1 protein-coding gene and 1 pseudogene are annotated in these 1,992 nt (G+C 59.0%); one reads left to right on the top strand and one right to left on the bottom strand.

Translation table 11 applies throughout. The features are described from left to right. Positions 1-357, bottom strand: a pseudogene (locus tag ABID19_RS34200) (transposase); the annotation flags it as partial. A gap of 335 nt (positions 358-692) precedes the next feature. On the opposite strand from ABID19_RS34200, the gene ABID19_RS34195 reads away from it, so the two are divergent. Then, entirely contained in the window at positions 693-1,682 is a 990-nt protein-coding gene (locus ABID19_RS34195) for a zinc-binding dehydrogenase (RefSeq protein ID WP_263807292.1), read from the top strand. Positions 1,683-1,992: the final 310 nt, after the last annotated feature.

Raw genomic sequence — 1,992 nt, 5'->3', positions numbered from 1 at the left:
GATCTGCCCACCCATCGCCAGATAACCGGCCTTGGTGAGGTGCTTGTCAAACGGGCGAACAGGTTCTTCACAGCCCGGCCTGCGTGAGGTGCTCCCTAAACAACCAGATCGTCTTGGCGTCGGGAACCTTGTCGCCGAGCCCCAACCCGAGGAAGCGCTGAAGGAAAGCCGGTCCTGGATCTGGAATTCGGCCTGATCGTCCGAGAGACTGTAGAGCGCCTGCAGAACCAGGACCTTGAACATCATCACCGCTTCAAAGGGCGGCCGGCCGCCTTTGGCGCCATCGGAGCGCTTCAGCGCCTTGGCCAGCGGTTTCCGGCAAGCCACCACCGCGTTCAGCTTCTCCAGTGGATCGCCTCGCTCAGCCGGACATAGCGCTCAACCCAACCTGTCCTCGCATCCAACGCCTTCGTGCCAATCACCAGGCGAAGTGAATCAAAATGCGTTTTCGATTGCCAGCTTTTTCGAGGTGTCCAGCTGTTTCGCTGGCGAAAAGCGATCCGAGGAGCATGGGTGAAGTCATCTGCAGCTTTTGACGTTGACAGAATGCCATACTTTGGCAGAATGTAAATGATTGAGTCGTGCTTAGGGTACCAGTTTCTTCGAATCCTCTTTCAGATTCTTTACAGCACTCCAGTCAGTGGCAACGCGTTTTTCCTGTTGACGAGGCAATTCGAGAAATGAGGTCTGCAATGAAGGCGGTGGTCTTGCATGCGCATGGTGGTGCCGAGAAGTTGAAGCTTGAGGAAACCGGCGTACCGACACTCGAAGCCGGCCAAGTCCTGGTTCGCATCGTTGCGGCATCCGTCAATCCGATCGATCTCAAGATCCGCGCAGGACTGCCGATTGGGCCGTCACTCCCGGCAATCATCGGGTGTGATTTCTCCGGCGTAGTGGAAGCCGTGAACGGCGCACCCGGCTACGAGGTGGGCGACGAAGTGTATGGATGCGCGGGGGGTGTTCGTGGCTTGGGGGGCAGCCTCGCGGAATTTATCGCATGCGACCCGGCGCTGCTGTCCCCGAAACCAAAGACCCTTACCCATCGGCAGTCAGCTGCATTGCCTCTCGTCGGAATCACGGCATGGCTCCTAAACGAGCGAAGCGGCGTCAAGCAAGGCGACCATGTGCTGGTCCACGGGGGCGTCGGGGGCGTGGGACACGTCGCGCTGCAAATAGCGAAGACCAGGGGAGCTCGTGTCGCGACGACGGTCAAGACTGACGCAGCCGCCAGTATCGCACGCGACCTTGGTGCGGACGACGTCATCCTCTATGGAGGCGAAGAGGTGTCGTCTTACGTGAAGCGCCTGACCGACGGCCGCGGCTTCGACGTTGTGATCGACACAGTGGGGGGCGCCAATCTCGATAAGTCCTTCCAGGCCGCAGCCAGCGGTGGCCGCGTGGCGGGCTCGGCGGCAAGGAGCACGCACGACCTCTCGCCGATGCACGGCAAGGGTCTGTCGCTTCATATCGTCTTCATGCTGCTCCCTCTTTTGGAGGGTACCAGGTGCAAGGAGCACGGTCGCATCCTGGAGGAGCTCGCGGCGATGTGTGACGCCGGAAAAGTCAAGCCACTCCTTGACCCGAAGCGTTTCGATCTGGCTCGGGCCTCCGAAGCGCACGCATATCTTGAAAGCGGCAAGGCTGTTGGCAAGGTCGTGGTGAATGTATCGGCTATGCTCTGAGAGAGTCGTCGCCGGTTAGAGCTTGCCGATCGTGGTAGTAGTAACGAAACGCCGCGTTGGCGTCCCAGTTGATGAGCAACGCAAAAGTATCATGGTGGAACCACTGCCGACAAAACAAGAGTAATTATCATAGGTGGCGGGGGTCTTGGGATGCTCAATACTCTATCACTTGGCGAAATTGGGTGTAAGGATAGCGCTACTGCTGGAGCTGCACAGCTGGACACCTCGAACTACGGCATTTCCAGAGGGGGTGGTGCGGCAATGAGGTTGCGAACAGCGCGGCGATGGAGGATTTCGGTCGTTGGGGCTG

The sequence above is a fragment of the Mesorhizobium robiniae genome, assembly GCF_040545535.1.
Taxonomy (GTDB): domain Bacteria; phylum Pseudomonadota; class Alphaproteobacteria; order Rhizobiales; family Rhizobiaceae; genus Mesorhizobium; species Mesorhizobium robiniae.
The sequence above is the reverse complement of the archived record's forward strand: the minus strand, read 5'-3'. Positions and strand labels throughout refer to the sequence as shown.